This window comes from Dyella tabacisoli (assembly GCF_003350925.1).
Lineage (GTDB): Bacteria > Pseudomonadota > Gammaproteobacteria > Xanthomonadales > Rhodanobacteraceae > Dyella_C > Dyella_C tabacisoli.
Genome location: NZ_KZ857173.1, coordinates 320,998 through 346,108, shown reverse-complemented (window position 1 = coordinate 346,108; position 25,111 = coordinate 320,998). Strand labels below are relative to the sequence as shown.

Annotated in this window: 21 protein-coding genes and 1 tRNA gene; 18 read left to right on the top strand and 4 right to left on the bottom strand. The window is 60.5% G+C overall.

The window, feature by feature from the left end; translation table 11 throughout:
• Nucleotides 1-89: 89 nt before the first annotated feature.
• From DVJ77_RS01245 to DVJ77_RS01225, 4 genes are all read left to right on the top strand, one after another.
• Nucleotides 90-2,060 (top strand): acetyl-CoA hydrolase/transferase C-terminal domain-containing protein, encoded by a 1,971-nt coding sequence (locus DVJ77_RS01245; RefSeq protein ID WP_114843647.1) that lies wholly within the window; start codon nucleotides 90-92, stop codon nucleotides 2,058-2,060.
• Between the two features lie 113 nt (nucleotides 2,061-2,173).
• Nucleotides 2,174-2,782 (top strand): LysE/ArgO family amino acid transporter, encoded by a 609-nt coding sequence (locus DVJ77_RS01240; protein ID WP_114843646.1) that lies wholly within the window; start codon nucleotides 2,174-2,176, stop codon nucleotides 2,780-2,782.
• Between the two features lie 167 nt (nucleotides 2,783-2,949).
• Nucleotides 2,950-4,209, top strand: coding sequence for a flavodoxin-dependent (E)-4-hydroxy-3-methylbut-2-enyl-diphosphate synthase (gene ispG, locus DVJ77_RS01235; protein ID WP_114843645.1), 1,260 nt, complete (start codon nucleotides 2,950-2,952; stop codon nucleotides 4,207-4,209).
• Nucleotides 4,210-4,892: 683 nt separating this feature from the next.
• Nucleotides 4,893-5,141, top strand: coding sequence for a cold-shock protein (locus DVJ77_RS01225; protein ID WP_114843643.1), 249 nt, complete (start codon nucleotides 4,893-4,895; stop codon nucleotides 5,139-5,141).
• A gap of 87 nt (nucleotides 5,142-5,228) precedes the next feature.
• On the opposite strand, the gene DVJ77_RS01220 is transcribed toward DVJ77_RS01225, so the two are convergent.
• Nucleotides 5,229-6,221, bottom strand: a complete 993-nt coding sequence (locus DVJ77_RS01220; RefSeq protein WP_114843642.1) for a GlxA family transcriptional regulator — start codon at nucleotides 6,219-6,221, stop codon at nucleotides 5,229-5,231.
• A 126-nt stretch (nucleotides 6,222-6,347) separates the two neighbouring features.
• Between DVJ77_RS01220 and DVJ77_RS01215 the strand changes: the two genes are divergently transcribed.
• A complete protein-coding gene (locus DVJ77_RS01215) occupies nucleotides 6,348-6,992 on the top strand; it encodes a cysteine hydrolase family protein (protein WP_114843641.1) in 645 nt (214 codons plus the stop codon).
• Here DVJ77_RS01215 and aat read toward each other — a convergent pair.
• Together aat and DVJ77_RS01205 are read right to left on the bottom strand one after the other, a co-directional pair.
• Nucleotides 6,975-7,697 (bottom strand): leucyl/phenylalanyl-tRNA--protein transferase, encoded by a 723-nt coding sequence (gene aat, locus DVJ77_RS01210; protein WP_114844185.1) that lies wholly within the window; start codon nucleotides 7,695-7,697, stop codon nucleotides 6,975-6,977. The genes DVJ77_RS01215 and aat overlap by 18 nt on opposite strands.
• 88 nt (nucleotides 7,698-7,785) lie before the next feature.
• Nucleotides 7,786-8,919 carry a GNAT family N-acetyltransferase gene (locus DVJ77_RS01205; protein WP_114843640.1) on the bottom strand — a complete coding sequence of 378 codons (1,134 nt, stop codon included), beginning with the start codon at nucleotides 8,917-8,919 and terminating at the stop codon, nucleotides 7,786-7,788.
• Between the two features lie 110 nt (nucleotides 8,920-9,029).
• On the opposite strand from DVJ77_RS01205, the gene DVJ77_RS20985 reads away from it, so the two are divergent.
• Nucleotides 9,030-9,338 (top strand): hypothetical protein, encoded by a 309-nt coding sequence (locus tag DVJ77_RS20985; RefSeq protein ID WP_225427710.1) that lies wholly within the window; start codon nucleotides 9,030-9,032, stop codon nucleotides 9,336-9,338.
• 99 nt (nucleotides 9,339-9,437) lie between these two features.
• Here the strand turns inward: DVJ77_RS20985 and trxB are convergent, their stop codons facing one another.
• Nucleotides 9,438-10,403 (bottom strand): thioredoxin-disulfide reductase, encoded by a 966-nt coding sequence (trxB, locus tag DVJ77_RS01200; RefSeq protein WP_114843639.1) that lies wholly within the window; start codon nucleotides 10,401-10,403, stop codon nucleotides 9,438-9,440.
• Nucleotides 10,404-10,647: 244 nt separating this feature from the next.
• Between trxB and DVJ77_RS01195 the strand changes: the two genes are divergently transcribed.
• The 12 genes from DVJ77_RS01195 to DVJ77_RS01140 all read left to right on the top strand — a co-directional run bounded on the left by DVJ77_RS01195 (nucleotide 10,648) and on the right by DVJ77_RS01140 (nucleotide 24,769).
• Nucleotides 10,648-11,712: an alanine dehydrogenase gene (locus DVJ77_RS01195; RefSeq protein ID WP_114843638.1), complete on the top strand. Its 1,065-nt coding sequence runs from the start codon at nucleotides 10,648-10,650 to the stop codon at nucleotides 11,710-11,712.
• 84 nt (nucleotides 11,713-11,796) lie between these two features.
• A complete protein-coding gene (locus DVJ77_RS01190; RefSeq protein ID WP_114843637.1) occupies nucleotides 11,797-14,127 on the top strand; it encodes a DNA translocase FtsK in 2,331 nt (776 codons plus the stop codon).
• 108 nt (nucleotides 14,128-14,235) lie between these two features.
• On the top strand, nucleotides 14,236-14,901 hold the full coding sequence (gene lolA, locus DVJ77_RS01185; RefSeq protein WP_114843636.1) for an outer membrane lipoprotein periplasmic chaperone LolA: 666 nt from the start codon (nucleotides 14,236-14,238) through the stop codon (nucleotides 14,899-14,901).
• Between the two features lie 9 nt (nucleotides 14,902-14,910).
• The gene (locus DVJ77_RS01180; RefSeq protein WP_114843635.1) at nucleotides 14,911-15,579 is read left to right on the top strand and encodes a YoaK family protein; all 669 of its coding nucleotides are present in this window, start codon (nucleotides 14,911-14,913) and stop codon (nucleotides 15,577-15,579) included.
• Between the two features lie 159 nt (nucleotides 15,580-15,738).
• Complete coding sequence (locus tag DVJ77_RS01175) at nucleotides 15,739-18,510, top strand: DUF2339 domain-containing protein (protein ID WP_114843634.1); 2,772 nt, start codon at nucleotides 15,739-15,741, stop codon at nucleotides 18,508-18,510.
• Entirely contained in the window at nucleotides 18,500-19,882 is a 1,383-nt protein-coding gene (locus DVJ77_RS01170; protein ID WP_162791319.1) for a DUF3999 family protein, read from the top strand. Before DVJ77_RS01175 ends, DVJ77_RS01170 begins: the two co-directional genes overlap by 11 nt.
• A gap of 114 nt (nucleotides 19,883-19,996) precedes the next feature.
• Entirely contained in the window at nucleotides 19,997-21,325 is a 1,329-nt protein-coding gene (locus DVJ77_RS01165; protein ID WP_114843632.1) for a replication-associated recombination protein A, read from the top strand.
• Nucleotides 21,326-21,380: 55 nt separating this feature from the next.
• A complete protein-coding gene (locus DVJ77_RS01160; RefSeq protein WP_114843631.1) occupies nucleotides 21,381-22,010 on the top strand; it encodes a 2-hydroxychromene-2-carboxylate isomerase in 630 nt (209 codons plus the stop codon).
• 96 nt (nucleotides 22,011-22,106) lie between these two features.
• Complete coding sequence (locus tag DVJ77_RS01155) at nucleotides 22,107-22,682, top strand: hypothetical protein (protein ID WP_114843630.1); 576 nt, start codon at nucleotides 22,107-22,109, stop codon at nucleotides 22,680-22,682.
• Between the two features lie 136 nt (nucleotides 22,683-22,818).
• Nucleotides 22,819-24,099 (top strand): serine--tRNA ligase, encoded by a 1,281-nt coding sequence (gene serS, locus DVJ77_RS01150; RefSeq protein ID WP_114844184.1) that lies wholly within the window; start codon nucleotides 22,819-22,821, stop codon nucleotides 24,097-24,099.
• Complete coding sequence (locus tag DVJ77_RS01145; protein WP_114843629.1) at nucleotides 24,096-24,467, top strand: LrgA; 372 nt, start codon at nucleotides 24,096-24,098, stop codon at nucleotides 24,465-24,467. Before serS ends, DVJ77_RS01145 begins: the two co-directional genes overlap by 4 nt.
• A 212-nt stretch (nucleotides 24,468-24,679) precedes the next feature.
• A tRNA-Ser gene (locus DVJ77_RS01140) sits at nucleotides 24,680-24,769 on the top strand.
• The last annotated feature ends 342 nt before the right edge of the window (nucleotides 24,770-25,111 follow it).

Here is a 25,111-nt window from a genome sequence, read left to right as displayed (position 1 = left end):
AGGGCAGCGTTCGACCCCTCGCCGCTGCGGGAATAGAGAGAGATGAAAAGAGGGCGAATGCCAACCCAAACTCATGTCATGATTCCCCCATGCCGACCATCCATCGTCATACAGATACCGAACTGTGCGCGCTGGCCATCGTGGCGCAACTGGGGTCGACTTTACGCATCGCCGCGCCGCTCGGGTTAGGCAAACCTCACGGCTTGCTCAACGCGCTGTACCGGCTCCACTGCGGCGACGAGTCACGCTCGATGCGGCTGTATACCGCGCTTTCGCTGACCCGGCCGCGGCCGGCGCCTGGTTTGGAAAGCCGTTTTCTGCAGCCGTTTCTTGATCGCCATTTCGGCGAAGACTACGAGGATCTGCAATATGCCGTAGACCAGGCACGCAATGCGCTGCCGGGCAATGTCGCGATCCATGAGTTCTATTTGCAATCGGGTGCGTTGCTGCACTCCGGTAGCGCGCAGCGCGAATACATCAGCCAGAACTACACCCATGTTGCGCGGGATCTGGTCGAGCAAGAGATCAATCTGCTGGTGCAATTGGTGGCACGCCGCGAGGGGCCTGGCGGTGTGCGCTACAGCCTGTCATGCAATCCCGATCTCACCCTGGATTTTTTAGATCGCTTGCAGGCCGCCGGCAAGCCGCGGCCGCTGTGCATTGCGGTGGTACATCCGCAGTTACCGTATCTAAGCGGCCACGCCGAAGTGTCGGAGGACTTCTTCGACATCGAGCTGACGCCGGCGCATTCTCCCCAATTGTTCGCCTTGCCGCGGCAGCCGGTGGATGTGGCCGAATACGCGCTCGGTATACACGCCAGCGCCTTGGTAAAAGATGGTGGCTGCCTGCAGATCGGTATTGGCGCCTTGTCCGATGCCTTGGTCAAGGCTTTGCTTTTGCGTCAACGGGACAATCTGAACTGGCGCCGGGCTCTCGTTGCGCTGGACCCAAGCCACTCCACCCATATGCTCGCCGCACGCAGCGGTGGCCTGGCGCCCTTGGTAAAAGGTTTGTACGGCGCAAGCGAAATGGTGATGGATGGTTTTATGCATTTGGCCAAGGCAGGCATTCTCAAGCGTCGCTGCTGGGACAACCTGGCTTTGGAGCGTGCCTCTGCGAGTGGTCAGCTCAATCCGGCAACACCCGGCGGGCATTACCTGCGCGGTGCCTTCTTCCTCGGTTCGCGCGAACTTTACGAATGGCTTGACGCCACCGAGGCGGCTGACCCCGATGCCATCGACATGTGTCGTGTCTCCAACGTCAATCAGCTCTACGGCGACCATCAGGCGCTGGCTACCTTGCAGCGGCGCGGCGCGCGTTTTTTCAACACGTGCATGATGGCCACGCTGCTGGGTTCGGCCGTATCCGATGGTTTGGATGATGGTCACGTGGTGAGCGGGGTCGGCGGTCAATACAATTTTGTTGCGATGGCGCATGAGTTGCCCGACGGGCGTTCCGTATTATTGATGCGTGCGACCCGGCGCGATCGAAACGGCGTGCATTCCAATATCCGCTGGAACTACGGCCACACCACCATTCCGCGTCATCTGCGCGATCTGTACGTCACCGAATACGGTGTCGCTGATTTGCGCGGCAAGACCGATAGCGAATGTATCGAGGCGATGCTGGCGATCTGCGATGCACGTTTCCTCGATGCGCTTTGCGCCGAGGCGAAATCGCAGGGCAAGTTGGCTGCTGATTTTCAAATACCCGAGAAATGGCGCCGCCACCGCCCCGAATGCCTGCGTGAAGCGTTGGCGCCGTTTGAGCAGAAAGGACTCCTGCCGATGTTTCCATTCGGTAGCGATTTCACCGATATCGAGCTTCAATTGTTCACTGCCTTGAACGAGTTGAAATCGAGTAGTGCGACTTGGCGAGGCAAGTGGGCGCTGCTACGCGCGGTCGTACGGCCTGGACCCGAAGTGCCAGGCGAAGCCGATGCCTTGCAACGCATGGGGCTGATGCAGCCAACGACACTGGCCGATCGTTTACAACGGCGTTTGCTGTTGACGGCGTTGCGCCGCGCGCCACCAGACGGTGCTCATCGGTCTGGCCCCTAGAAACGCTTTGTAACGGCTCACTCGGCGAGCAAAAAACAACATGGCGACGATACCGTGATCGCGCAGGGTGCGTTTTCACAGCTAGCGCCCACACCACAATAATAAGGATCATCATGGATTCCACTCACGCCGCCCTGGCGGGATTTACCTTGAGCCTTTCGTTGATTCTGGCGATCGGTGCGCAAAATGCATTTGTGTTGAAACAAGGTTTGCGCCGTGAACATGTGTTCTGGACGTGTCTGCTGTGTGCACTTTCCGATGCCGTACTGATTCTGTTTGGCGTCACTGGCTTATCCATCGTGCTGACGAAAGCGCCGTGGTTGGGGCCGTTGATGCGTTATGGCGGTGTGGCTTTTTTGGTTCTTTACGGCGCCAAGAGTTTTATCGCCGCATGGAAATCGTCCGATACCCTCATGCCGGTCGAGGGCATGACGAGCCCCTTGCTGCCGACCCTGCTGACCTGTGCCGCGCTGACCTGGCTCAACCCGCACGTCTATCTGGACACGGTGCTGCTGATCGGCTCGATCTCCACCCAGTTCCACGAGGCTCGCTGGTGGTTCGCTGCCGGCGCGATGTCGGCATCGCTGTGCTTCTTTTTTGCGCTGGGTTATGGCGCCAGGTTGCTGCGTCCAGTGTTCGCCAAACCGGTCGCATGGCGTGTACTTGAGGTACTGGTCGGCCTGACCATGTGGAGCATCGCGTTGAAATTATTGCTTGAATAAAGCGCGTCAGGGGCCGCCGCGATCCTTCCGGGGGGCTGCAAGGCTATTCATCGGCCTGCCAGAGCTGGCACGGGAGGCGGTTGTCATAGGGTGGCATGGCCGCTTCGGGTATCCTTATGCCCATTGCCGCGCTCGTGCCGTGGCCTTCGTTTCCGGTTGATAGATTCATGAGCGACAAGTCTTCCCCTAACCCGCGTCCGGCCGAGTCCGGCAAGCGCCGGCCCAGCGTCGGTGTGCAAATTGGCAAGGTGATCGTAGGCAGCGGCGCACCGATCGTGGTGCAGTCGATGACCAATACCGATACCGAGGATGCCTCCAGTACAGCCAAGCAAATTGCCGAACTGGCCCGTGCCGGCTCCGAGCTGGTACGCATCACGGTAAACACGCCGGCTGCCGCGGCGGCGGTGCCGCGTATTCGCGAGCGGCTGGAAATGATGGGCGTGGATGTGCCGATCATCGGCGACTTCCACTACAACGGCCATCAGTTATTGGAATCCGAGCCGGCCTGTGCCGAGGCATTGGCCAAGTACCGTATCAATCCGGGTAACGTCGGCTTCGGTAAAAAGAAAGACAGCCAATTCGCCGCGATCATCGAGATGGCTTTGCGCTACGACAAACCGGTGCGCATCGGTGCCAATTGGGGTTCGCTCGATCAGAGCATGGTCGCCACCTTGATGGATGAAAATCACACGCGGGCTGTACCTTGGGATGCCTCGCATGTGGCGCGAGAAGCGTTGATTCGCTCCGCACTGGATTCAGCCCAGCGGGCCGAAGAAATCGGCCTCGCGCGCGATCGCATCATTCTGTCGTGCAAGGTCTCTGGCGTGCAGGAGTTGATCGCCGTGTATCGCGACCTCGCTGCGCGTTGCGACTACGCATTGCATTTAGGCCTTACCGAGGCCGGCATGGGCTCCAAAGGCATCACTGCTTCAAGTGCCGCATTGGCGGTGCTGCTGCAGGAAGGCATTGGCGACACCATTCGTATTTCGCTCACCCCCGAGCCTGGCGCATCGCGCACCGGCGAGGTGATCGTCGCGCAAGAGCTTTTGCAGACGATGGGCTTGCGCGCGTTCACCCCCTTGGTCACCGCTTGCCCCGGTTGCGGCCGCACCACCAGTGAGTTTTTCCAGGAGCTGGCCAAAACCGTGCAAGAGCACGTGCGCGAGCAAATGCCGCTATGGCGAGTGAAGTACGACGGCGTGGAGAACCTCACGCTTGCCGTGATGGGTTGCGTGGTCAATGGGCCGGGTGAATCCAAACACGCCAATATCGGTATTTCGCTGCCGGGCAATGGCGAGGCGCCTTCCGCTCCGGTCTTTATCGATGGCGAAAAGGCGATGACCTTGCGTGGCGACAACATCGCCAACGAGTTCGTCGGCATTCTCGATAACTATGTCGCCAGTCATTACCATGCGCGCGGCGACTAGCCATTGAGTGCCAGGCTATGCATTGGACGAAACGGCTAAAGCGCGGGTATTAGAGATCTGCATCACGGATGCGATTTTGCGTTGACTTACGTTTGCCTTACGTTCGTTGTCAGTTTTATGCGCCGGGTGTTTGCAGCGTTTCGTATCGCCAAGCCAAAGCCACTGAAGCTCGTGCACAGTGTCGATGGCGGCGAATCGAATCATGTGTCTGACGACACTTCCATTGGCCAGAAGCCGAGTGAGTCCAGTTACTCGATGGATTGAGCTGCGTGCGCCTGCATGCGTCGCACGCGCAGGCGAATAAGGGGTGGCATGGCGGCCAAATAGCCTGGGTCAGATCGTTATAAACCACAACGCTATCGTGTTTCCCCGGCTTTATCTGACGCGCAGTGGAAGTACTGGTCAGTGTGGTATTGCCGCCTGTTCTTGGGCTGTAGGCGCCTGACGCGTACTCAGCGTTGACAAAACCTTCACATAGAAATGTTCGAAGTACGAAATTTTCTTGACACTTATTCGTTAAAGCGAGTCACAATTACGCCGGCGCTTTTGACGGGTTCGTTTTTAACGGGGTACCGATACGAAAAGCGCTGTGCTGGGTTTGCGAGAGGGGCGGCTGCATTCTTAGCTGTTTCGCTTTTCAAGCGTGCTCGTTATGGTGGTATGAATTTCTAGAGGAATTGGTAATGGCAACTGGTACGGTCAAGTGGTTCAACGACGCGAAAGGTTTTGGGTTCATCACGCCAGATGCTGGCGGTGAAGACCTCTTCGCACACTTCTCGGCGATTCAGGGTGGCGGCTTCAAGAGCCTCGCTGAAGGACAGAAAGTGAGCTTCGATATCACCCAGGGCCCCAAGGGCAAGCAGGCATCGAACATCGTGCCTGAAGGCGGTGCTCCCGCCGGCGGCGGTCATGGCGGTCATCACGGTCGTTGATCCCCCTAGAAACCCGGCCTAGTGCCGGGTTTCTTCATTGCGGCCCAAGGTTTTGCTAAACCTGATGCGGTGGATGATGCACCGCAGCTAAGCATCGGCGCGGTCCGCATTGAAGCTGCGGCGGTAATGCGTTGGCGAGGTGCGATAAGCGCGCTGGAAGTGTTGGCGCAATGTTATCGGTGAGCCCAGGCCGATCGCCGTGGCGATGCGCTCCAACGACAGATCCGTAGTCTCCAGCAGCCGTTGAGCTTCGCTCAGCCGCTGCGCGAGCAGCCAGTCGCCGAAACTACTGCCGGTGAGCTGGCGAAAATGACGAGTGAAGCTGCGGCGACTCATGACGGCGTGTTGGGCGATCTCGTCCAAGCTATGCGGCAGGTGCAGTTTTCGCTGCACGTTTTCAAGCAGGTGGGCCATGCGTTTGTCGCGAGGTGCCGTAGTTACGGCTTGTTCGATGAATTGCGCCTGCCCGCCGTGACGAAAAGGCGATACCACCATGCGCCGCGCAATGTGGTTGGCTTGCTCGGTGCCGAGTAATTGGCGCACTAAATGCAGGCAGCAGTCGATACCCGCGGCGGCACCGGCCGACGTGAGCACCTGGCCCTCGTCGACATAAAGCACATCGGGGTCGACCGAAACCTTGGGAAAGCGTCGCGCGAGTTCGTCGGTGGCAATCCAATGTGTCGTGGCCTTGCACCCATCGAGCAGGCCGGCGTGGGCCAAGACAAAGGCGCCAAGACACAGGCCGACGATGCGCTTTCCGTTTTTTGCCGCACGACGCAAAGCATCGAGCAGTGCCTGCGGCGGGGTTTCATAGCAGTCGCGCCAGGACGGCACGATGATGATGTCGGCCCGGCTCAGTTCCTCCAGCCCATATTCCGCTTCGATCACAAAACCGGCGGCGCTGCGTAGTCGGCGCCCTTCCGCCGAGCAGATCCGCAATCGAAAGGGCGATGGACCCTCGTTCCATGTGGTCTGAAACGCCGCACATGGCACCGAAAGGTGGAACGGCAGAATGTGCTCGAACGCCACGACGGCAATCTTTATAGATGTGCTTTTCGACACGGTTTTGATCGGCGGCATAACCACTCCACGATGGCGGGGCAGTGCATGGCCCAATGACATCGATGATTGTCCTTCAGGCCACTCGTCCGCAAGTGTCGGCGCGGGCAGCATAGACACACTTTCTCATCCATCAGGAGCTGTGCCATGACTGCAACCACCCCACGCCGTGCGTTGATCGTGATCGATGTGCAGAACGAATACTTCACCGGCAATTTGCAGATCGAATACCCGCCGCCTGCGGAAAGCCTGGCCAATATCGGCCGCTTGATGGACGCGGCCACGGCAGCGAAGATCCCGGTCATTGTCATCCAGCAGAACTCCCCCGCCGACGCGCCGGCCTTTGCCCAGGGCAGTAACGGCTGGCAGTTGCACGATGAGGTCGGTCGTCGCCATCGCGATGCTTATTTCGGCAAACCGCTACCCAGTGCTTTCTCCGATACCGGGTTGTCCGACTGGCTGGTCGAGCAGGGCATCGACACGTTGACGGTCAGCGGCTACATGACCCATAACTGCAACGACACCACAATCAAACATGCCTTCGATCGCGGCATGGCGGTGGAGTTTGTGCATGACGCTTCCGGCTCCGTGCCGTATTCGAATCGGGCAGGCTCTGCCACTGCGGAAGAAATCCATCGCGTGCTTGCCGTGGTCGAGCAGTCGCGTTTTGCGGCCGTGTTGACCACCGATGAGTGGCTGCACTGTATTGCCAACGGCGAAGCACCCGTGCGCGAGAACATCCTGGTGTCTTACCGCCAGGCGCTGGCACTTCGCTCAGCCAAGGCGGCCTGATAGCAGCGGCGTGAACTCGACCCAACTGCCCGGTTGACCCGGCAGTTGGGTGAGTTGTGCGACCGCGCGCAGAAATCGCGCACGGGAGTATTCAGCAGCGCCCAGGCTTAGTAGATGCGGGTTGCTGACCTGGGCATCGATCAGCGGAAAATTCCAGCTTCGCAGTAATTGGGCCAAGGCAATCAAGGCCAGCTTGGAGCCGCCGCTTTCCCGGCTGAACATCGACTCTCCGCAAAACAGCCGGCCGATGGCGACGCCATAGATGCCGCCTACCAGGCGATCGCCCTCCCATACCTCCACGCTATGCGCATGGCCCAGGCTATACAGCGTGGTGTAAGCATCCATCATGTCAGGCACGATCCAGGTGCCGCTCTGGCCTGGGCGCGGCGCGGCGCAGGCTTCCACCACTTGGCGAAAGGCATGATCGATAGTGAGTCGCCATGACTTGCCGGCAAGCTGCCGGCGCAGGCTGCGGTTCGCTTGAAGATCAGCAGTATGAAAGACACAACGCGGATCGGGCGACCACCACAACGGCGGATCTTCCTCGTTGAACCAGGGAAAGATGCCCTGCGCGTAAGCTGCCAATAATCGTTGCGGCGAGAGATCGCCACCAAAGGCGAGCAGCCCATTGGGATCGCGCAACGCGTTACGCGGATCGGGAAAATGCTCAGGTTGCGATGAGTCGAGCAAGGGCAGGGTAAGCACGGCGGCCTGGTTTCGATGGTCGGCGAGGAGACCCATACATAGCGGGGCAGGTGACTGTGATGCAAGCCCGCGTTGACTTACATCGACGTCAACGCTCGGCGTAGGGGCTATGTGTCAGTAGTTCATCGGCGTATTCGTCGATGCTCAATGCTTCGCGGGTAAGCGCCTGACGCACCGCGGCACGAAACCCTTCGTCGGCCAGATAGTGTCGCGAATGCGTGCGTACAGGCAGAAAGCCGCGCGCCATTTTGTGCTCGCCCTGGGCACCGGGTTCAAAGCGTTGTAATCCATGCCGAATCGCGTGCTCGATGCCTTGGTAATAGCACAGCTCAAAATGCAGACCGGGAATCTCGACACTGGCACCCCAGTAGCGGCCGTACAACGTCTTGCTGCTCTGCAGGGACAGCGCCATCGCGATGATCTCCCCGCGATCATGCGCCAGTGCCAGTTGCACGGCATCGCCAAACGATTGTCCCAGTTCGATAAAGAACGCCTGCGTCAAGGCGGCATGGTTGCCCTTGGCGTCAAAGGTCGATGCGTATAGCGCGTGCACGCGTTGCCATTCGGCTCGGCTAAGCGTGTCGCCGCCGCGCATCTCGATATGCAGCCCGCGCTGCGCCACATGGGCGCGTTCATGGCGAATGTTTTTGCGTTTTTTGTGGCTGAGCGCGGCGAGAAAATCGGCGAAATCCCCGTAGCTGCGGTTGGTCCAGTGAAATTGAATATCCGAGCGGGTCAGCCAGTCGTCGCCGAAAGCCGGTAAATCGTCTTCACTCAGAAAGTTGGCGTGCGCCGAGGACAAGCCCAACTGCTCGACTTGAGCTTGCATGGCGATGACCAGTGCCCGCCGATATCGTGAAGCCTGCGCTCCGTCGCCGACCAATAGGCGCGTTCCGGGCACGGGCGAGTACGGCACGGCATTGAGCAGCTTGGGGTAGTAGTCGCCACCGGCGCGCTCCCAGGCGCTGGCCCAACTCCAGTCGAAGACGAATTCGCCGTGCGAGTTACCTTTGAGATACAGCGGCGTGGCGGCGACCAGTGTGTCGTGCTCGTACAACCCCAGGTGATGGGCCTGCCAGCCCCAGTCGGCGCGGATGCAGCCGGTGGATTCCAGCGCGGCTAAAAAACGATGAGAAAGAAACGGATTGTCGTCTGGTCGCAGTGCGTCCCAGGCGGTGGCGGGCAGGTCGTTGATGTGGTTATGGATGCGGGGCAGGAGCACGGAGGGGTCTCTGGCTCATCAAGACGAGCTGTTGTCGATGACAATAGTCTTGCGTAAGATCTTGCGTCGAGTGGCGGCACTCACTCAATGGCTTGATATGAAACAAATTCATGGAGGAAACGCTGATGAAATTTCATTCGCTATTTGGCATGTTGGCGCTGGCTGGTTGCTGCATGCTGACCGGGACGATTCACGCGCAGGCTTCAGATCTCGGTAAGACGCTTACGTTGACCCCGCTTGAGCAAGCGCATAAATACAGAGATAGCTTCGGTCAAACCTATACCGTCAACCCTGAAAGTGGCGGCAGCATATGCGACCCCAATGGATGCGTGGTGCAGGTATGCCAGGGTGGAGCCTGTTCGTACTACTACTGCACCGTGACTAAATGCACGCCGCTAAGAATGGCTGGCGCAAGTTGATTGTCCGGGACGACTTCGAAAAACCTGCGTGGCGTGAATCGCTTTTGACGATTCACGCCACGCATTATTTAAAGCAGATCGATTGATGCAGCTAGCGCATCAGGCCGACATTGGCGTCTGCTGATCCAGCCAGCGCTCCGCATCCAGCGCGGCCATGCAGCCAAAGCCGGCCGAGGTGACCGCCTGGCGGTAGACATGGTCGGCGACGTCGCCGGCGGCGAATACGCCAGGTACCGAGGTCATCGTGGCCATACCTTCCAGGCCGGTGCGGATCTTGATATAGCCGTCGCGCATGTCGAGCTGGCTTTCGAAAATGCCGGTATTGGGCGTATGGCCGATAGCGACAAAGAAGCCGCTGGCTTCCAGATCGCGGGTGGCGCCGGTGTTGACGTCTTTCACGCGTACGCCGGTGACGCCGGAGTCATCGCCCAGCACCTCGTCGATGGCGTGGTTCCAGACCAGCTCGATCTTGCCGGCGGCGGCCTTCTCGAACAGCTTGTCCTGCATGATTTTCTCGGCGCGCAGTTTGTCGCGACGATGTACCAGATAGACCTTGCGCCCGATATTGGCCAGATACAGCGCCTCTTCAACGGCGGTGTTGCCGCCGCCAACCACCACCACATCTTGATCGCGGAAGAAGAAGCCGTCGCAGGTGGCGCAGGCGGACACGCCGCGTCCCTTGAATTTCTCCTCGCTGGCGATGCCCAGGTACTTGGCGGTGGCGCCGGTAGCGATAATCAACGCGTCGCAGGAGTACTCGCCGGAGTCGCCCTTGAGGCGAAACGGGCGCTGCTTGATGTCCACCGTATGAATATGGTCGAAAATCATTTCGGTGTTGAAGCGCTCGGCATGTTCGGCCATGCGCTGCATCAGTACCGGCCCTTGCAAGCCTTCGACGTCACCCGGCCAGTTGTCCACGTCGGTAGTGGTCATTAGCTGCCCACCCTGTTGCAAGCCGGTAATCATCGTTGGCTTAAGGTTGGCGCGGGCGGCATACACGGCGGCGGTGTAGCCGGCAGGGCCGGAGCCGAGGATCAGCAGGCGGCTGTGCTTGGGGGTACTCATGGTTATAATCCTTCGGTTTGCTGGCAGCTTGAATCACTATCGCTTCCAATCCTTAGCAGCGGTTTCCTGAAGCCGCTTCAAAATGAATGGCAGAGCGTTGGAACCCGCAAGGATGGGGAAGACAAGCATCTGATTCAAGGCATAGGCCGACCTGGAGATGTTTCGATGCCTGGCACCGCTTAAGTTTGTTAACGATCCACTGCAACCACACCCTTGCTACGACCCACAGGATTCCAAATTCCCCATGCGTATCGGTATTCCCTCCGAAACCAAGACCCTTGAGGGTCGTGTCGCCCTGATTCCCGCCGCTGCCGCCGATCTGGTTCGGCGTGGCCATGAAGTGTTTATTCAAGCGGGTGCTGGCGAAAAGAGCGGCTTCGCTGATGAGGCCTATGCCAAAGTCGGCGTCAAGCTGGTCCCCGATGCCGCGGCGCTGTATGAAGCCGGCGAGTTGATCGTAAAGGTGAAAGAGCCGGTTGCCGGCGACTTGGCCTTGCTCAAAAAGCATCACTTGCTGTTCTGCTATCTGCATCTGGCCGCCGAGCCGGCGCTGACCCGCAGCCTGCTCGACATCGGCCTGACCGGTGTGGCGTTTGAGTCGGTGGAAGAAAACGGCGGCTTGCCGCTGCTGCTGCCGATGTCGGTTATCGCCGGCCGTATCGCGACCCAGATCGGCACCACCCTGTTGCATCGTCCGCAGGGCGGCAAGGGCAAGTTGCTGGGCGGCATGGCTTCCACGCCGCGCGGCAAGGTGGTCGTGCTCGGCGCTGGTGCTGCCGGTGGCAACGCTGCTGCGCTCGCCGCCGCCGCCGGTGCCAATGTGGTGGTATTCGATAAGCGCCAGGATCGCCTCGCCGAGATGATGGCGATGGGTCCGAACGTCACCGCGCTTTACGCCTATGAGTCCTCGGTGGCCGAAGAAGTGGCCAATGCCGACCTCGTGGTCGGTGCCGTGCTGATCCCCAGCGCCAAGGCGCCGCGCGTGGTTACCGATGCCATGGTGCGGACCATGGAGAAGGGCAGCGTGCTGGTGGATATCTCGATCGACCAGGGCGGTTGCTTCGAGACCTCCAAGCCGACCACCTGGAAAGAGCCGACCTACGACGTGCACGGCGTGACGCACTTCTGCGTCACCAATATGCCGGGTGCGGTGCCGCAGACCTCGTCGGTGGCGATTTCGGCGGCCATCCTGCCTTACGTCCAGCGTCTGGCCGGCGGCAAAGAATGGCGCGAGTTTGCACCGCTGCATGGCGGTATCAACATCGATGGCGGCGAGCTGGTGCATCCGGCGCTCAAGGGTATGCTCTAAAACGCACAAGGCACCTGGAGCGTGTGAAAACACGCTCCAGGTCCTCGCCATATCAGTAGCTTCAAGTTGAGGAAACCCCACCCGGTGGCGCGTAGCGCGAACGTCAAAAAAGTAGTGGAGAAAGCAGGCCTCAGCGAGGAGCTCAAGCGCCGTCTGCGCGAGGCTGGCGCATTGTTGCTGTTGCCTCTGGCCCTGTATCTGTTGACCTGTTTGTTCAGTTACAACGACCAAGACCCCAGTTGGGGCCATGCCAGTACGACTGAGCATGCACGCAATTTTGGCGGTTCAGTGGGGGCCAATATCGCCAACCTGCTGCGCTATATCTTTGGCCTGGTCGCCTATTGCTTCCCCATGTTGCTGCTGGTGCTGGGTGTGCAGGTACTGCGTCATCGCGGTATCCGCACAGTACAGCCGTGGGAGCCCTCGCTGCGGCTGATCGGCTTTGTCTTCTTCTTTATTACCGCGCCGGCGCTGGCCTGGCTCAATTTCACGGAAGCTCAGGTGCTGCCGGAAGGCGTCGGTGGCATTGTCGGTCGCTGGGTCGGCAATGGCTTGTTGCATGCGCTCGGCGATAAGGGCGCACCGCTGTTTTTGCTGGCGCTGTTTCTGATCGCGGTCACCCTGGCTACCGGCTTGTCCTGGTTCAAGCTGATGGATCTGACCGGGCAGGGCGTGCTTAAGCTAGGTCATTGGTTTGGCGGCAAACTGCGCGAAGCACCAGAAGTGTTGGCCGCGCGTCAGGCGCGCGCCGAGCGCGAGGTGGTCAAAAAGGTCGATGCGATCAAGCAGGCCAAGCGTGAGCCGGTGCGTATCGAGGCGCCGGTAGCGCCGGTGGTCAAGAGCGAGCGCGCCAAGCTGGAGACCCAGATTCCGTTGTTCACCGGTGCGGCCCTGCCGGGCGAGTTGCCGCCGCTGTCGCTGCTGGACGAGGCGCCGCCGCAAGGCCCCGGCTATTCCGAGGAAACCCTCGAAGTACTGTCGCGTCAGGTCGAACTGAAGCTCAAAGACTTCAAGATCGAAGCCAAGGTGGTGGGCGTCTATCCCGGCCCGGTGATTACCCGTTTCGAGCTGGAGCCGGCAGCCGGTGTGCGTGGCTCGCAAGTTTCCAGCCTGGATAAAGACATTGCTCGCGGCCTGTCGGTGGTCAGCGTGCGTGTGGTCGATGTGATTCCGGGCAAGAACGTGATCGGCCTGGAAATTCCCAATACCAAGAAACAGATCGTCTATCTGTCGGAGATTCTGCGCTCGGACAAATACGATCAGTTGAAGTCGCCGCTGGCGTTGGCGCTGGGCAAGGACATCGCCGGCAAGCCGACAGTGGTGGATCTGGCCAAGATGCCGCATTTGCTGGTCGCCGGTACCACCGGCTCAGGCAAATCCGTGGCGGTCAACGCGATGGTGCTGAGCTTGTTGTACAAGTCCAGCCCGAAAGATGTGCGCATGATAATGATCGACCCGAAGATGCTGGAGCTGTCGGTATACGACAGAATTCCGCATCTGCTGGCGCCGGTCGTCACCGACATGAAAGAGGCCGCCAATGCCTTGCGCTGGTGCGTCGCCGAAATGGAGCGCCGCTACAAACTGATGGCCGCGGTGGGCGTGCGTAACCTGGCTGGCTTCAACAAAAAAGTGCGTGACGCCGAGAACGCCGGTCAGCCGCTGCTCGATCCACTGTTTCGACCGAATCCTGACATGCCCAATCTCGCGGCCGAACCACTGGAGCCGCTGCCGTATATCGTGGTCATCATCGACGAATTCGCCGACATGATGATGATCGTCGGCAAGAAGGTTGAAGAGCTGATCGCGCGGTTGGCGCAGAAGGCGCGTGCTGCCGGTGTGCATTTGATTCTCGCCACCCAGCGCCCCTCGGTCGATGTCATCACCGGTCTTATCAAGGCGAATATCCCGACCCGTATCGCATTTCAGGTGTCGTCCAAGATCGACTCGCGCACCATTCTCGACCAGAGCGGCGCCGAAACGCTGCTCGGCCATGGCGACATGCTTTACCTGCCACCGGGTACCGCTACGCCGGAGCGCGTGCATGGCGCCTTTGTTGACGATCACGAGGTGCATCACGTGGTCAATTGGCTACGCTCGCAAGGCTCACCCAATTACATCGAGGGCGTGCTCGAAGAAGTACAAGCCACCAGCGACGGCAAATTCATCAATGACTCGGGCCTGCCGCAGGATGGTGAGGAAGGCGGCGGCGATGTGGAGGCACAGCTCTACGACAAGGCCGTGCGCATCGTCACCGAGAGCCGCCGTGCTTCGATCTCCGGTGTACAGCGTCATTTACGCATCGGCTACAACCGCGCCGCGCGACTGATCGAACAGATGGAGCAAGACGGTGTAGTCAGTGCGCCACAGCACAACGGCAACCGCGAAGTGCTGGCTCCCCCCCCGCCGAAGAACTGATGCATTTACCCCTCCCTTGCGACCGAAGGAAGGGAGGGGGTAACGGCTCCATTAAGCGATAGCGACGCACACTGCGCCGCTATCGTGGATACGAAAACAGGGAACCTCATGAAACGCCTTGCTCTAGTCAGTTTTGTGGTCGCACTCACGTTGTCGCTAAGCAGCGTTGCCCAGGCGGCTGTCGGCCCGGCGCGTGCCAAACTCGACGCTTTCGCCAACGGCCTGCATTCGCTGACCGGCAGCTTCACCCAGTCGTTGACCGACGCCAACGGCGGTGCCGGCAAGCGCAGTTCCGGCACACTGTCACTGGAAGCGCCACGGCAGTTTCGTTGGGAAACCACCGCGCCGTACAAACAAAGCATCGTCGCCGACGGCAGCCGGGTATGGATGTACGACCCCGATCTGGAACAGGTCACCGTGCGCATTCAAAGCACCGAAGAGGCGCATAGCCCGCTCACCGTGATTACCGATCTCAAGCAGATGGATCGCGATTTCAAGGTGGTCGAGCAGGGCGAGCGCGACGGCCTGAGCTGGCTGCGCCTTACCTCCAACGGCAAAGACCCGCAGTTCGACTATGCCGACCTCGGCTTCGATGCGAATGGCCTGGCGCGCATGGTATTTCGCGATCAGCTTGGCGCAACCACCGACATCCGTTTCGCCGGCTGGCAGCGCAACCCCTCGATTGCGCCATCGACCTTCAATTTCGTACCCCCCAAAGGTGCCGATGTGATCGGTGACGCGCCGGTCCTCACCACGCAGCCGATCAAGGACTGATCCCCCACTGTGTTACGTCAGTTGCCGCGCTGGGCCTGGTTTGGCGGTGGCTTGCTGGCGTTCATCGCCGGCATGATAAATGCGGTCGGTTTTATGGGTTTTCGCCATCAGGCGATCACCCATCTCACCGGCACCACCACACTGTTAGGCACGGCTCTGGCCGAGGCCAATGTCGGCGAAGCCTTGCATTGGGTGTTGGCTATCGTGTCTTTTGTCGGCGGTGCTGTGCTCAGCGGCTTTATCGTGCAGCAACATACGCTCAAGCTCGGTCGCCGCTACGGTGTTGCCTTGATGGTCGAGTCGCTATTGCTGTTCGCGGCGGTGCCCTTGATTCACAACGGCAACGATGGCGGCCTCTACCTGGCGTCTATCGCCTGCGGCTTGCAGAACGCGATGGCCAGCACTTATAGCGGGGCCACGTTTCGCACCACCCACCTTTCGGGCATGTTTACCGACCTTGGTATCTATATAGGTCAACGCCTGCGCGGGCTGGCGGTGGATGCGCTGCGTATCCAGGTTTGCGTGGTCGTGACGGGTGGTTTTTTGGCCGGCGCCACGGCTGGTTCGTTGATTTTCAGGGTGCTGCAAGAACGAACCTTGCTGATTCCGGCCGTATTGACCGGAGCCAGCGGGCTGATTTACGCGATCTACCGCCATCGCCAGGTAGGGATGCATTAGGTGTTTTGCTATCCATCGCTCGCTTCCCGGCACCTTGAGGCTAGTTAAAACGCCATTTGAACACTTGTGCTTGTATCAAAACTGTAAGATCCGGCCTTGCGCGATAACGACAGCGGATAGCAGCATGTCGTATGGCCTACCTAGGGGAATGGAGATGGCATGTATCTGATATGGATGATCGTCGGCGTCGCGCTTTGCGCGTGGCTCGAACAAAGCTGGTTCGCAGCGGCGGTCGGCGCTTTGCTGGGTTTGCTATGGGCGCGGCTATCGAGCGTGTCGCGCTCGTTAGGCGAGGTCAAGGCGGCACTCGGCCAATTAACGACAGGCAGCGCACCCGCTGCGGCACAGCCCAAGCTTGAGTCGCAGCCATGGCGTCCGCTCGATACGTCTACGCCCCTGCCTGCCCATGATGAATATGCCGATGATGAGCATGCTCACGATCCGCAAGACGAAGCATGGCCGGTGCCGCCGCCGATGCCATCGAGACACGTCGAGCCTGCGCCGATGGCATCGTCACCGGTTCAAGCGAGCCTGAGCGAGCCGGGCGCGGTCGAGCCTGGCAACCGCCAGCCGCCACACGGCCCAGGCTTTGGCGAGTTGCTGTGGCAGCGCGCATGGGGCTGGTTCACCGAAGGCAATGTGCCGGTGAAAATCGGCATGCTGGTGTTGTTCGCCGGCGTCGCCGCCTTGCTCAAGTACGCCGCCGATGCCGGCATGCTGACTATCCCGATCGAGGTGCGTGTTTGTGCCGTGGCGCTGGCCGCGATGGGCGCATTGTTTTTCGGCTGGCGTCAACGCGAGCAGCGGCGCGGATTCGCGTTGTCCTTGCAGGGCGGTGCGATCGGCGTGTTGCTGATTACCATTTTCGCGGCGTTTCGTTTGTACGATTTACTGCCGCCGATGGCTGCATTCGCGCTCTTGGTGATCTTGATTGCCGGGGTGGGGGTGCTGGCGGTATTGCAAGATTCGCTGGCGCTGGCTGTGCTTGGCCTGCTGGCCGGATTCGCCGCGCCGATCTTGATCTCCACCGGCAGCGGCAACCACGTCGCCTTGTTCAGCTATTACGCCGTACTCAATCTGGCCGTGCTGGGCATTGCATGGGTGCGTGCATGGCGTGTGCTGAATCTGCTTGGTTTTATCGCGACTTTTGGTATCGGCACCGCCTGGGGCGTTCTTAGCTATCGGCCGGAGTTGTTCGCCAGTACCGAGCCGTTTCTGATCCTTAATTTCCTGTTCTACCTGGTTATTCCGTGGCTCTACCTGCGTCGTGCCGCGACCGATCGCGAAGCCTTGATCGACGGCAGCCTGCTATTTGGCAATCCACTGATAAGTCTTTTGCTGCAGGGTGCGTTGCTGCGCTGGCATGGGACAGATCTCGCCATTTCGGCTTTGGCCGCTGCGGTGATTTACATCGTGGTCGCCTGGAGCGTGCGCGATCATCGACGACTTGGCGCGCTACGCGATGTCTGGGCCGTGTTGGCGATAGCTTTTGCGACCCTGGCGGTGCCGTTGGCTTTGGATGCCAGTCTTACCGCCAGTGTGTTCGCTTTTGAAGGTGCCGGGCTGATCTGGCTTGGCTTGCGTCAAGGCCGCTGGTTTCCGCGCTGGTGCGGCCTGGGCTTGCAGCTCTTTGCCGCCTTTGCCTGGTTGTTTGCTTACTCGCGTTCGAGTGGCGCGATCAACCCACCGATACTCAATCGCGATTTCATCGGTGCCTTGCTGATTGTTATCGGCGGCTTGGTCAGCAGTTGGTTGTACCAACGCGAAGCCGCAGCGACATGGCGTATGCGCCTGGCCTCGATCGCGCTGTATGTCTGGGGCACGGTGTGGTGGCTGGCCGCTGCCGGTCTGGAAATCGACCGCGTACTGAGCGGGCGCAGCGAGCTTGCTGCCGTTTGGCTATTGCTGGTCGTTACCGCCTGGATGGTTGCCGAGGTCGCGCGACGCAAGCCAGCGGCAGAGTTGGCTCACGTCGTGGCGTTCAGCGCCCCCCTGCTGACCTGGCTGTCGCTGTTGCCGGTGTTTTCTTGTTTTGTGATGGGCTGGCAGCCGTTGAGCGGCTGGCTTTTGTTGGCGACGGTAGCGAGCGCGGCGCTGGGTTGGCGCACCCTGGTTTGCCTGCGCGATGACTCGGCGCCGGCGACCTTGACGCAGTTGGCCTGGTGGTGGCGGTGGGCGCTGTTGTTCGGCGTGGCGATTCTGGTGGCGTTCAATACGAGTTTCTGGCTGTCCGATGCCTGGCGTTGGTTGCTGGTATCCATACCGTTGCTGCTGTTGTGGTTCGTTGCCTTGCAACGCCCCCACTGGCTGATCGCGCCTTTGTCGGCGCAACAGGTAAGCACACGCCCCCTGCTGCTGTATTCCTTGCTGGCGGTGATGGTGGTGGTGTTTGTGTCTGGCCTGTGGCTCGGCGGCGATGCCGCACCATTGCGTTATATCCCGCTGCTGAATCCGCTTGAAGTACTGCTGTTAGCCATCCTGGCGTGCGTGGGGTATTGGTGCGCCGATGCAGCAACGCCGAGCGAAGTAAAGCGCTCGCGTCCAGCCATGTTCGGTATCGCCGCCATGGTGTTTATCACCAGCGCAACCCTGCGTGCGGTGCATCAGCTTGGCGGTGTGCCGTGGAGCGAGGCCATGGCCTCATCGAGTCTGGCGCAGATGTCGCTCACCGTGGTGTGGAGCGTGCTTGGCGTGCTGGCCTGGGTCTGGGGCTCGCGTCGCGGGCAGCGCATGTTGTGGCTGGCCGGTGCCGTCACCATGGGCGTGGTACTGGCCAAGTTGATGCTGATCGACCGCGGCCATCTGGGCAATCTGTTCGGCATTGCCTCTTTTATCGCTTATGGCCTGCTATGTACGGTCATCGGTTATTTCGCGCCGGCGCCGCCCCGACCGTCGCTTGCTTCGTCTAAGGAACCCACCGATGCGCTTTGATTTTCGTTGTTTGATATCGGCGGTGTTGCTGACCGCTGCGATGGGTGTTGTTGCCGCGCCCGGCAATGACTACGCCTATGCCTACCCTTTGCAGACGCAAGCCAAGGCTGAGGCTTATCGCGTTGTGCTGACGCCGTCGGTTTATTCGCGCGTACTCGCTACGGCCGGGCTGCACGATCTGGTCGTCGTCAATTCGCTAGGGCGCGAAGTGTCGTTTGCAGCCATGCCCGAGGCATCGCCGCAGGTACACCCCTATGAGTTGAAAACGCGTTTGTTGCCGGTGCCCGGTGGCGACGATGCCACTGCTGGCGTGCGTGTGCAACGCAATACCAATGGCGACATCGTTATCGAGCAACCCACGGCAAACGGATCAAAAAGCCAGCCCACGCAATGGCTGATCGATGGTCGCAAGTCGGTGGCGATCAACCACATGGAGTTAGTGCTGCCCGAGGCGCTGGGCGATGTACGGCTAAGCGTGGCAGTAGATGCCAGCGACGATTTGCAAACCTGGAGCACGCGTGAGTCAAACAGCACTGTGACGCGGATCGCGCGTGGCGAGGATGCCGTCGACCAGCGCACGATCACGATCGACGGTAGCACCGCCCGTTATTACCGCCTGCGTCTGCTCGACGGCAAGGCGCCTTGGAGTGCGGGGCAAGAGCCTGAAATTATCTTGACCGGCAGCTATACCGATGCCGCCGCAGATCGCTATGCCTCCCTGCAATGGCTGCCACTGCAGCCCGCGGCAACCAGCAAAGCACAAGGCGGTGGCGTCGATTACGACTACCGGTTGCCGGGCGTCTTGCCGGTGGAGGCGGTACGTGCGGCCATGGCCGACGCCAATACGGCAGCTCGGTTCAGCGTATCGGCCAGCACAGGTGAGGGTACCTCGTGGTCGGCGCTGGGTACGTTAACCGCCGTGCGCGTGCAGAGCGATGCAGCCGGTGGCGACGTAGCCCGTTTCGAGACGCATCGCGTCGCCATGTTGCGCCTGCATACCGATACGCCGTTGTCGCAGCCGCCCAGCCTGCAAGTGGGCTGGCATCCCGATACGTTCGTGTTTCTTGCCGAAGGCCCGGCACCGTACCGCTTGCTGGCCGGCAGTTACGCCGCCCGTCGTGGAGACTACGCCGTCGATGTCGCTATCGACCGCTTGCGTGCGACGCAAAGCGACGATTGGCAACCGCCCGCCGCCACGCTCGGCGAGCCGGTGGAGGCCGGCGGTATCGCTGCACTCACTGCGCCCAAAGTGCCTTTCAACTGGACTCGACCGCTATTGTGGCTGGTGCTCGTCGCCGCTGCGGCGATGGTCGCCGCGATGGCTTTCAGCCTACTGCGTCGAGGCTCGAAAGGGGGCGATTCAGCCCCGTAAGCGGGTGCCGATGGACGTCTATAACGAGGAGGCGCTGGGCACCAGCACTCCTCGCGCGCCGCGACACAGCGAACCGGCCTGCCGTATCATCGGCGGATGCCACGCCGCGACACAATGAATTCCCAGAATCAGAGCTTATTCGCCACCGAGTCCGACGAGCTCAAGCCGTTAGCCGAGCGCATGCGCCCGCGCAGCTTCGACGAAATCGTCGGTCAGCACCGCGTGCTGGCGCCGGATAAGGCTCTGCGCCGTGCATTGGAGGCGGGCAGGGTGCATTCGATGGTGCTGTGGGGGCCGCCAGGCTGCGGCAAAACCACCTTGGCGCTGTTGGTGGCACGTTATGCCGATGCCGAGTTTCGTGCGGTGTCGGCGGTACTGTCCGGCCTGCCCGATGTGCGCAAGGCCCTGGCCGAGGCAGAGGCCCACTTTGCCCAAGGCCGTCGCACGGTGTTGTTCGTCGATGAGGTGCATCGTTTCAACAAGACCCAGCAAGACGCCTTTTTGCCGCACATCGAAAAGGGCATCATTATTTTTATCGGCGCGACGACCGAGAATCCATCGTTTGAGTTGAACTCCGCCTTGCTCTCGCGTTGTCGCGTACACGTGTTGGAATCGGTGTCGGTCGATGACATCACCGCCGCGCTGCAACGCGCATTGGCCGATGACCTGCGTGGGCTCGGCGAGCTGAAGCTGCACGTTGCCGATACGTCGCTACGCCTGATCGCTCAAGCCGCCGATGGCGACGTGCGCCGCGCACTGACCTTGTTGGAAATCGCCGCCGAGCTGGCCGAAAACAACACTATCGACGACACCACCCTGACTCAGGTGCTGGCCGATCGTACCCGCCGCTTCGACAAAGGCGGCGAACAGTTCTACGACCAGATCTCCGCGCTGCATAAATCCGTGCGCTCGTCCGACCCCGATGCAGCGGTGTACTGGCTGAGCCGCATGCTCGATGGTGGCGTCGATCCGCTCTATCTCGCACGGCGCATGACCCGCATGGCGGTGGAAGACATCGGCCTGGCCGAACCACGCGCATGGCGCATGGCGCTGGATGCCTGGGATACCTACGAGCGCCTGGGCAGCCCCGAGGGCGAGCTGGGCTTGGCACAACTGGCGATCTGGCTGGCCATCGCGCCCAAGAGCAACGCCGCCTACATGGCCTACAACCAGGCACGAGCCGTGATCCGCGAAACCGGCACGTTGGATGTGCCGATTCATTTGCGTAATCCGCGCACCAAGCTGATGGAAGGCCTCGGTTACGGCAAGAATTATCAATACGACCACGATGCCGAAGGCGGTGTCGCGCTCGATCAGCAATGTCTGCCTGATGCGCTCGATGGCACCGTGTTCTACGAGCCGGTGGAGCGCGGGTTGGAACTCAAGCTGCGCGAAAAGCTGTTGAACCTGCGCGAGGCGCGGCGGCAAGCGCGCGGCAAGTAGCTCAAAATGGTGTGGTCAAACCAGGATTCTTCGTTGACGTTCTAGAGAGCATGCCATGCACATCGTCTGGTACTTCGACTTTATTTCACCCTTCGCCTGGTTGCAGTGGCCCAAGCTGAAAGCGCTCGCAGCAGCACAGCCCGTGACCCTGCGTCCCATCGTGTTCGCTGGCCTGCTCGATCACTACGGCAATAAAGGACCAGCGGAAATTCCCGGCAAACGCGAATTCAGCTATCGGCATGTGCTGTGGCGGGCGCAACAGGCGCAACAACCGTTGCGATTTCCGCCCGCGCATCCGTTCAACCCGCTGGCTGCACTGCGTCTGTGCATCGCCGCGGGTAGTAACGTGGCGGCGACCGATGCGATCTTCGACTGGATCTGGGCGCAAGGCCGCGCCGGCGACAGCGCCGAGACACTTGCGCCGGTAGCGGCGCAGCTAGGCATCGCCGACGTGGCATCGGCGATTGCCGACGTGGACGTCAAAGCGCAGCTCAAAGCCAATTTTGAAGCGGCCTTGGCCGAAGGCGTATTCGGCGTGCCGACGCTGTCGCTGGACGGCCGCTTGTTCTGGGGTGAGGACGCCCACGAATTCGCGCTGGCCTGCTTACGCGACCCCACCCTATGGGACGAGCCCGAAATGCGCCGTGTGGCCGCTTTGCCGATCGCCGTCGCTCGGCGTACTTGACCCGCGCGCACTGTTGCAAACACCCTTGCGACCACTCAACCGGCAGGCATAGATTCGCTGTACCGACACAGGGTTCGAACCGGGGAGGGTGGAATCATGCGCGTGCTTATCGCAGGTTTGATCGGCGGCATCGTGATGTTTATCTGGGGTGCCGTTGCCCATATGGTGCTTGGGTTGGGCTCCATGGGCATGAAACTGCCGGCGGCTGAAGACGTGATACTGAGCAGCCTGCATCAGGGGCTGGGGATGGAGGCCGGCGTTTATGTATTGCCATCGCTTGACCCCAAGAAAATGAGTGACCCAGCCGTCGTCCATACCTATGCCGAGAAAGCCAAGGCCTCGCCTTATGCGTGGGTGGTCTATCTACCGCAGGGCGAAGACCTTACCCAGATGGGGCCGCAACTCGGCCGTCAATGGGCTTCGGACACATTGGCCGCGCTGGCCTTGGCGTTCGTGATGGGCTTGGCGGCGTTCGGGTTTGCCCGCCGCGTCGGCATTGCCGCCATCGTAGCCGTGTTCACCTGGTTGAGCGCCATGGTGCCGTACTGGAACTGGTACCGCTTCCCACTCGACTTCACCTTTGCGGCGCTGATCGAGCAATTAGTCGGCTGGATGATTGCCGGTGCCGCCATGGCCTGGTGGCTTGGCCGCGCGGAACCCAAATCGGCGTAATAAATCATGCCCTCCCTTGCGCGCAGCGGGGGAGGGCTAGCCACCCTCTCAGGCGGCCGTCGTTATGCCGCATTGCGGCAGTGCAGGCCACACGGCGATAATCGCCCGTTCAAGCCATAAGAACGGACTGCACCTCATGCTGGATCCTGCACTGCTGCGCTCGCGCCTGGTCGAAACCGCCGCACGCCTGAAGGAAACCCGTGGCTATACGCTCGACGTGGCCGCCTTCGAGGCGCTGGAAAGCGAGCGCAAACAGCTAGCCACCGAGACCCAAGAACTGCAGAACCTGCGCAATACCCGCTCCAAGGCGATAGGGCAGGCCAAGGCCAAAGGCGAAGATGTTGCGGCGCTGATGGCCGAAGTGGCCGGTCTGGGCGATAAGCTCAAGGCCAACGAACAGGCTCTGGCCGACGCACAGGCCAAGCTCGCCGTCATCGCCTTGGGTATTCCCAATATCCCGCACGAGTCCGTGCCACTGGGTAAAGACGAAAACGACAACCACGAAGTCAGCCGCTGGGGCACCCCGCGCACCTTCGACTTCCCGGTAAAAGACCATGTCGAGCTTGGTGAGCGGCACGGCTGGCTCGACGGCGAAGCCGGCGTCAAGCTCTCCGGCGCACGTTTCACCGTGCTGCGCGGCCAACTGGCGAACCTGCACCGCGCGCTAGCCCAGTTTATGCTCGACCTGCACACCGGCGAGCACGGTTACCTGGAATGCAACGTGCCGCTGCTGGTCAATGCCGACAGCATGCAAGGCACCGGTCAGTTGCCGAAATTCGAAGAAGACCTGTTTTCCACCCAGGTCGGCGACACCAAGCGCTATTTGATCCCCACCGCCGAAGTGCCGCTGACCAACCTGGTACGCGACACCATTCAAGACGCCCATGCACTGCCGCTGCGCTTCACCGGCCATAGCCTGTGCTTTCGCGCCGAGGCCGGCAGCTACGGCCGCGACGTGCGCGGCATGATCCGTCAGCACCAGTTCGAGAAAGTCGAGATGGTGCAGATAGCCCGCGCCAGCGACTCCTACGCCCAGCTCGAAGAAATGGTCGGCCACGCCGAAAAAGTGCTGCAGCTACTCGGCTTGCCCTACCGTAACCTGCTGCTGTGCACCGGCGACATGGGCTTCGCCGCCACCAAAACCTACGACCTGGAAGTATGGCTGCCCAGCCAGCAGACCTACCGCGAAATCTCCAGTTGCTCCAACGACGAAGATTTCCAGGCCCGTCGCATGCAAGCCCGCGTACGCAACCCGGAAACCGGCAAACCCGAGCTGGTACACACCCTCAACGGCTCCGGCCTGGCCGTAGGCCGCACCCTGATCGCCGTGATGGAGAACTACCAAAACGCCGACGGCTCGATCACCGTGCCCGAGGTGCTGCGCCCCTATATGCGCGGCGCCGAACACATCGCATGAGCGGGCCAAGCTCATGGAGCAAGGTCGAGATCATCACCAGCTACAGCCTGCTGGTGGTACTCGCCAGCATCATCATCACCCGGCTCGGTTTCGCCGGCGTGTGGGCCCTGCCCATGTTCGATCTCATCTTCACCTGGGCCGCGCTGTTAGCCGTGCTAGGCAGCTTCTGGTTTGCCCGCCACAGCCGCACTCTGCGCTTTTGGGTTGTCGGTTTCGCCAGCGCCAGCCAGTTGGTGCCGATGGTGATCCGCCAGCCGGTCCTGCTATTGCCCTTGCTGGGTGCGGCGGTTCCGGTGGGGATTACGCTTTGGGCGCTGATTGCGTTGTCGAAAAAGGGTGGGGATAGAGGAACGCCACGGCATTCCTGATAGCGCATTCCTGATAGAATCACGCGCCTCGTTGCACTAGAGCCCTTGGCGAAGATGGCCGAGTGGTTTAAGGCAGCAGTCTTGACGCGGAGGCAGGAAGCCGAAGCGAACATCGACCGAAGGTCGATGGCCCCGAAGGGGCGGAGGGCAGGATGCCCGGAGTCAAACTGCCGTAGCGTCGTACGAAGTACGACTGTTCGCAGAGAAAATTCGGAGGGATGGCCGAGTGGTTTAAGGCAGCAGTCTTGAAAACTGCCGTAGGTGTGAGCCTACCGTGGGTTCGAATCCCACTCCCTCCGCCACATATGCAAAACGCCTCCAAGTGGGGCGTTTTGCATATGTGAAGTCGGAAGGGTAGATAAATTCTTAAATAACACTGCCCGCCTATTCCGATTTCTCAATAGCTCTCATAAGAATTTCGCCGACTTGCGAACGCCACGATTCGCAATCACCATCGGCATCCTCATAGCATCGGATGCACCTGGATGTCTGCTTTCATCACCTCTGCACCACGAGTCCACTGGATGGCAGGTCAAGCTGGTGATCTTTGGGGGCCGGCGTTTCTGCTTATGGCAGTTGTGGGTGGTTTGCTCATCTACGCGCTCTTGCGGTCGTTTCGTGGGCCTAGAGTGACTCGCGTCAAT